At 58.6% G+C, this 7,022-nt stretch carries 7 protein-coding genes; 6 read left to right on the top strand and 1 reads right to left on the bottom strand.

Going from position 1 to position 7,022, the window contains the following annotated elements; all coding sequences use genetic code 11:
- On the top strand, positions 1 to 178 hold a 178-nt coding region (locus tag A3754_RS26190), incomplete at its 5' end, for a TrkA C-terminal domain-containing protein (RefSeq protein WP_304439837.1).
- Between the two features lie 114 nt (positions 179 to 292).
- Positions 293 to 1,744 (top strand): TrkH family potassium uptake protein, encoded by a 1,452-nt coding sequence (locus A3754_RS15100; protein WP_063520359.1) that lies wholly within the window; start codon positions 293 to 295, stop codon positions 1,742 to 1,744.
- Between the two features lie 192 nt (positions 1,745 to 1,936).
- Here A3754_RS15100 and A3754_RS15095 read toward each other — a convergent pair whose 3' ends face one another.
- Positions 1,937 to 3,085 (bottom strand): alkane 1-monooxygenase, encoded by a 1,149-nt coding sequence (locus A3754_RS15095; RefSeq protein ID WP_063520358.1) that lies wholly within the window; start codon positions 3,083 to 3,085, stop codon positions 1,937 to 1,939.
- A gap of 152 nt (positions 3,086 to 3,237) precedes the next feature.
- Here A3754_RS15095 and A3754_RS15090 point away from each other — a divergent pair, with 152 nt between their 5' ends.
- The 4 genes from A3754_RS15090 to A3754_RS15075 all read left to right on the top strand — a co-directional run.
- The gene (locus A3754_RS15090) at positions 3,238 to 3,906 is read left to right on the top strand and encodes a GntR family transcriptional regulator (protein ID WP_063520357.1); all 669 of its coding nucleotides are present in this window, start codon (positions 3,238 to 3,240) and stop codon (positions 3,904 to 3,906) included.
- A 239-nt stretch (positions 3,907 to 4,145) separates the two neighbouring features.
- Entirely contained in the window at positions 4,146 to 6,110 is a 1,965-nt protein-coding gene (locus tag A3754_RS15085; protein ID WP_082872369.1) for a marine proteobacterial sortase target protein, read from the top strand.
- Positions 6,097 to 6,690 (top strand): class GN sortase, encoded by a 594-nt coding sequence (locus A3754_RS15080; protein WP_063520356.1) that lies wholly within the window; start codon positions 6,097 to 6,099, stop codon positions 6,688 to 6,690. Before A3754_RS15085 ends, A3754_RS15080 begins: the two co-directional genes overlap by 14 nt.
- Positions 6,691 to 6,703: 13 nt before the next feature.
- Positions 6,704 to 7,022 (top strand): metal-dependent hydrolase (locus tag A3754_RS15075; protein ID WP_197468675.1); only part of this gene is annotated, 319 nt, incomplete at its 3' end.

Here is a 7,022-nt window from a genome sequence, read left to right as displayed (position 1 = left end):
TGAAATTGATCTACCGGAAGGCACCACCATTGGTGCAGTCGTGCGCGGCGAAAAAGTGCTGATTGCCCACGACCATGTGGTGATCGAACCGGACGACCACGTAATCCTGTTCCTGATCGACAAACGCCGCACCCGGGACGTGGAAAAACTGTTCCAGGTGGGCTTTACGTTTTTTTAGGATGAGACGCCAGATGCCGGACGCAGGACGCCCGACAGAAAAAACAAAGCGCACCTTTTTAGCGTCAGGCGTCGGGCACCCTGCGTCCGGCGCCTCCTCTCCTGAGGAGGCACCATGCACTTCGCATTAATCTCAAAAATTCTCGGCCTGCTGCTGGTGGTTTTCAGCTTTACCATGATGCCACCGGTGGCCGTGTCTTACTGGTATCAGGAAGGCAGCGAAACCCCGTTCCTGATTTCTTTCGTCATTACCCTGGCGCTGGGCTTAAGCCTTTGGCTGCCGTTCTTCCGCAACAAAACCGAACTGCAAACCCGTGACGGCTTTCTGGTAGTCACCCTGTTCTGGTCCGTGCTCGGCGTTATCGGCGCGCTGCCACTGATCATCAGTGACGACGTCCCCGTGGGCTTCACCGATGCGGTATTCGAATCCGTCTCCGGGCTTACCACCACCGGCGCCACCATTTTATCCGGCATCGATTTTCTGCCCAAATCGGTGCTCTTCTACCGCCAGCAACTGCAGTGGCTGGGCGGCATGGGTGTAGTGGTACTGGCCGTGGCTATCCTGCCCATGCTCGGCATCGGTGGCATGCAGCTCTACAAGGCGGAAATCCCCGGCCCCATGAAAGACGCCAAGCTCACCCCACGCATTGCGGAAACCGCCAAGGCCCTGTGGTTTATCTACCTGTTCATTACCATTGCTTGCGCCTTACTCTACTGGGCATTTGGCATGACCATGTTCGATGCCATCTGCCACAGCTTCAGCACCGTATCCACTGGCGGCTTTTCCACCCATGACGCTTCCATGGCTTACTGGGACAACCCCCTGATCGACTGGACCGCCACCGCCTTTATCTTGATCGGCGGGCTCAACTTTGCCCTGCACTTTGCCATGTGGCGTGGCCGCTCACTGTTTGCCTACCTGCGGGATCCGGAATTTCGTTTCTTCATCGGTCTTTTCCTGATCTATACCGCCATCATCACCGCCGGCTTGCTGTTCTTTCATTATGACTTTACCTTCGATGACGCCCTTCGCCACTCTGCCTTTCAGGTCGCCTCATTCAGCACCGGGACCGGGCTGACCAGCACCAATGCCGCCGCCTTCCCGGGGTTTATTCCGTTTTTGTTGGTCTTTACCAGCTTTATCGGCGGCTGTGCCGGTTCCACCGGCGGCGGCATGAAAGCCGTGCGCGCCGCACTGGTTTTCCACCACAGCATTCGCGAACTGCGCCGCTTGATTTACCCCAACGGTGTATTCGCCCTGCGTTTTGGCCGCCAGTCGATTCCTGACCGGGTACTACAAGCCGTGTGGGGGTTCGTCGGTGTTTACATCACCATTTCGGTGATCTTTACCCTGCTTTTCACCATGACCGGCATGGACCTGGCCACCGCCGTCAGCGCCGTCGCGGCCAGCCTTAACAACCTGGGGGTTGGGATCGGCCAGGTGGGCGGCGGCTTCGCCAACATCACCGACAGCGCCAAGTGGATGATGACTATCCTGATGGTCGCAGGCCGCCTGGAAATCTTTACCTTGCTGGTACTGTTCACGCCGATGTTCTGGAAACAGTGAAGTAAAGGAGTAGCGCGAGGAGGGGAGAACCTGTCATGCCTTACCGCCTCGTGCTTCGCACGGTTCGCACCCTGAACGGTGCTCCTACAGCGACTTCGTTGAAAGCGTGCTAGCGACCATAAAAAAGCCCCGGCAATGCCGGGGCTTTCTTGTTCTAGCTGTTAACTTTTAATTATTAACTGTTAACTGCTTTTACGCGATATTGTTCACTCGCTTGCTGTCACGGAACAGCTGGTCCAGTTCGCCTTCGTAGTAGGCTTCCACCCGCGGGTTCATCACTTTTTTCCACAGCGGCGGGATCAGGGCCAGCACATACATGGTGGCGTAGCCTGCCGGTAGCTGGGGACTTTCCTCGTAGTGACGCAGCACCTGATAACGACGCTTGGCGTAGGCGTGGTGATCACTGTGACGCTGCAGCTGGAACAGAGCCAGGTTGGTCAGCAGGTAGTTGGAGTTCCAGCTGTGCGCCGGGGTCACCCGCTCGAAACGCCCTTTCTCGTTCACACGACGGTGCAGACCGTAGTGCTCAATATAGTTGATGATTTCCAGTGCCAGTGCGGCAAAGAAGCTCTGGCCCAGGAAGAACACCACACCCTGCCAGCCCCACAGCAACCCGAAGGTCACCGCAAACAAGGCAGAAATGCTGTACCACCAGATCAGCTCGTTATAGATACTGATGTTCTTCTTGCCCTTACGCTCCAGGTACTTCTTTTCCAGGCTCCAGGCATTGATAAAGTTATGCACGAACGCCTTGGGGAGAAAGTTGTACAGGCTCTGGTTGTAGCGGCTGGAAGACGCATCGTCCGGCGTGGATACATGGACATGGTGGCCACGCACATGCTCCACCTTGAAGCCCGCATAAGTCACTGTAGACAGCAGCAAACCGCCCATCCAGTTTTCGGCTTTCGGGTCTTTGTGGATCAGCTCATGGCCCAGGTTAATGGCGATAATGCCACCCACCGTGCCGATGGACACGATCCAGCCAATCTTGCCCAGCAAACCATAGTCATTGGTCATGAAAATATGGCCGGCGTAGAACAGCACCGCAATCCACACAAAGCCCATGGCAATGGCCGACACCCGATAGAAGATTTCCTCGCTCATGGTGGGAACCTGAACATCTTCGCTGGGATTGGTCGGGTCTTTACCGATCAGATAATCCAATACCGGAATAATCCCGAAGATAAAGACGTAAAGGAACCACGCCCAGTAGTCCTGAGTGCCACTATCCACACCCACGTAGGCCGAAAAAGGCACTAGCGGGACCATCAGCGCCCAAAACGTCAGATAGCCGTATTTTTTCATTTTTAGCATTACGTCAGCGTTCATGCTCTCGAACATGGCTCATACCTCGCTAGTTCAAGCCAAAAGTAACAGTCTCCAATGTGACGGTTAGGCTATCCATGATTTCTTGAATTGTCAAACAACTCATTTAGTGACATAGTATCGACCACGGAGGATAATTCCCGCCGAAGTCGAAAAGGACCTTTCTCATGTCGTTGAAAGCCGTCAGCCTGAGTGAACAGATTGCCCAGCATCTGGCCGAGCAGATCATCACCGGCACCCTGGCACCCGGGGCGCGCCTGCCGGAAAATGATCTGGCCAAGCAACTCGATGTGAGCACTAACTCACTTCGAGAGGCCTTTCGTTTGTTGGAAAAGCAACACCTGATTGAGTTGCAGCCGCGCAAGGGCGCACGGGTGTGCGACGTCACTGATGAGCAGGTTCACGACCTTTACGACTTCCTGTTCATGCTGCTGTCGCGACTGGCTGGCCAGGCCGCCAGCAACTGGATGCCCGGCCAGATTGAGGACATGGTGGAAATGCTGCCGCAACTGGAGCAGTACTATCAGGGCAATGACCTGCCCGCCGCCCACCAGCTGGCCTTCCGCTTTGTCGAACTGGCCACGGAACGTTTTGCCAACAACCGCTACCTGGCCGATGACATTATCGACCTGATCCCCCTGCTCAAGCGTTATACGTTTATCGCCCTGCAGGAAGACACCTCCGAGTTCGACGTTTCCCTGCAGCTGTTCAAGCGCCTGCTGGTCAACGTGGTCGGCCGTAACACCGCCGATGCCGAAGCAGACATTCGCGAATACGGCGAAAACCAGTGCCAGATCGTCCTGCACGCCATCGCCAAACGCCGCAACGCAGCGTAAAAAGCAATGAATAGTTAATAATGAATAATTAATAACGCGCGAAGCAGGTGTCTCTGTTTTTCTAATGCATGAGGCCGCGTCTACGAGGTAGGCGCGGCCTCATGCGTTTGCTCTTGGTGCTCGCGCAAGGTCGCGAACTATTAATTATTCATTTTTAACTATTCATTGCCTCCCCACACAATCCCCACAAAACCTCCTTGTTGCCTTGCCATGCTGGCCCCCATCACAAGGAGGCCACCATGCAACTGACGCTTTTCTTCTCTCTACTGCTACTGACGTTCACCACCCGGGCGGACTGGCAGGATGAAGCCGCCACCGGCGCTCTACTGCTGGCCGATGACCAGGGACACATTCAGCCCGCCACCCTGCTGGACACCGACGCCCATATCACCGTCAGCGGCCCCGTGGCAGAGGTCACGCTGACCCAGCGTTTTCACAATCCCAGCCAGCAGTTTCGCGAAGGGCGCTACCTGTTTCCGCTACCGGAGAGCGCCGCCGTGAACGGCATGGTGCTGACCATTGGAGACCGGCGCATCGTTGGCAAAATCGACAGGAAGGCCGAGGCGGAAAAAACCTACCGACAGGCCCGCGCCAGTGGCAAGAAAGCCAGCCTGGTCAGCCAGCAGCGCCCCAACCTCTTCACCACCGCTGTGGCCAATATCGCTCCCGGCGAAACCGTGCAGGTGGAGCTGCATTACCAGCAGACCCTGAACGTGGACGGGCACCGCTTTCAGTTGCGCCTGCCTCTAACCCTGACGCCACGTTTTACCCCAGCCACGGAAGCACCCCATCCACTGGATTCCCTGCTGCGCAACACGGTAGCGCCCCCCGGCGGCACCGCCGAGACCGGCACCGCGTCCATCCACATCGACCTGGACGCCGGCGAGCGACTGGCCACACTGGGCAGCCCCAGCCACGCCATCCGCTACCAACGGCACGGGCGGCGCTACACCATTACCCCAAAAGCCGGCGCCATCGCCATGGATCGGGATCTGCTGCTTAACTGGGAACTGGAAGACACCGGCGAACCACTGGCCACCAGTTTTTATGAGCAAATCGACGGCGAGCACTACGCCCTGCTGATGGTGGTTCCACCGGAAACCGGCCACGCCACCACCCTGCCCCGGGAAACCCTGTTTATCATCGACAGCTCCGGCTCCATGGGTGGCGCCCCCATGCGCCAGGCTAAAGCCAGCCTGCAACTGGCCCTGCAACGCCTGAAGCCCGGTGACCGTTTCAACATCACCGATTTCGACAACCAACACACCTTACTGTTTGAAACGCCGGTCACGGTCAGCGATAACAGCCGCCAACAGGCGCAAGATTTCGTGGATGGCCTGCAAGCCAGCGGCGGCACTCACATGCTGCCGGCCCTCAGCGCCACCCTGAGTCAGCCCGTCAGCGACGGCTACCTGCGCCAGGTGATCTTTATCACCGATGGCGCCGTGGGTAACGAGAGCGGCATCTTCCAGGCCCTGCACCAACAGCTCGGCGAAGCCCGCCTGTTTACCGTGGGCATTGGCTCCGCCCCCAACAGCCACTTCATGACCCGCGCCGCCCAGTTCGGGCGCGGCAGCTTTACCTATATCAACGACCAGAACCAGGTGCAGCAGGGCATGGATACCCTGTTTCGCCGCCTGGAATCACCGCTGAGGCGCAACCTGCAGGTGCAACTCCCGAACGGCATCGTCGCCGAGCGTTGGCCGCAAAAGCTGCCAGACTTGTATGCCGGTGAGCCCCTGTTGGTGGCCATGAAGCTGTCCGCGCCAACGGAACACATCACCGTTAGCGGCTACGACACCCAACACTGGCAACAGCCGGTCACCCTGCCCACCGACAGCAACCACCCGGGCACCGCGAGCCTGTGGGCCCGGCGCAAGATCGCCGACCTGATGGACCGCATCACCCTGGGCGCCCCGGAAACCGACATCGCCCCACTGATCACCGACGTGGCCCTGCGCCATCAACTGGTCAGCCGCTACACCAGCTTTATCGCCGTAGAAGAGACCGTCTCCCGGCCCGCCCATGAGCCACTGCTGCACGACACCGTGCGAAACCAGGCACCGCACGGTACGCAACACACTGCGGCCTGGCCGGGCACGGCCACACCGGCGCCGCTGTTGTGGCGGCTGGCTGGCGTGCTGTTGGTGCTCTGCCTGCTGCTCTGGCTTCGTCAGCGAAGGCTGAACCATGGCGCGGCTTGAACGCGGGGTGCTGGCACTCAGTCTGGCGGGGCTTCTAGGACTCGCAGGCTGGGCCAGCTGGCTGGACGGCAAGGCCTGGCTGGCCCAGCACCTGATTGCCCACGCCTGGCAAACCACGCTTGAGCAAGACGCACCCCAGCGCCCCTGGCCCTGGGCAGACACCTGGCCGGTAGCGCGCCTCACCACCCCCGCCGGGGAAACCCTCTATGTGTTGGAAAGCACCAGCGGCGAAGCCCTGGCCTTCGGACCCGGCCGACTGGCCGGCGGCATCGGCAGCGACCAGGCCCTCACCCTGGCCGGCCACCGCGACACCCACTTCGCCTTTCTGGAAAACCTGAACCCTGGCCAACCCCTCGCCGTGCAATTGGCCAACGGTTCACAGCAGCATTTTCAGATCAGCAGACAGCAGGTCATCAACAGCCAACAGCACCCCCTACACATCCCCCGGGATGACCAACAGCTAATACTGATCACCTGCTACCCCTTCGGCGCCCTCACCCCCGGCGGCCCCCTGCGCTACGTGGTCACCGCCACATCGGCCTCCACCAGCAACGCGGCAAATAATCGCGCGGATCAATAAACAGGAACCCATCATGTTCATTGCCCACCTCCCCGCTGGCTACCTGCTCGCCCAACACCTTCTGAAAAGAATTTGCACCATCCCCGTTTCCCCCAAAGCGGTCCTCTTCACCGTCATGGTCGGGGCCATCGCCCCGGATCTGGATATGCTCTACTTTTATTTCATCGACCACCGCCAGACCCATCACCATAAATACTTTAGCCACTGGCCCAGTCTGTGGATCGGCCTGCTGTGTACCTCAATGCTGGCAACCGGTCTGACAAGAAAACAGTCGCTACCCTTTCTCACCTTGATCTTTTCCCTGGGTGGCTTGCTGCACATGCTGCTGGATA

It is taken from the genome of Alcanivorax sp. HI0083, assembly GCF_001635175.1.
Note: the sequence above shows the minus strand (reverse complement) of the source record. Positions and strands in the feature narration are given on the sequence as shown.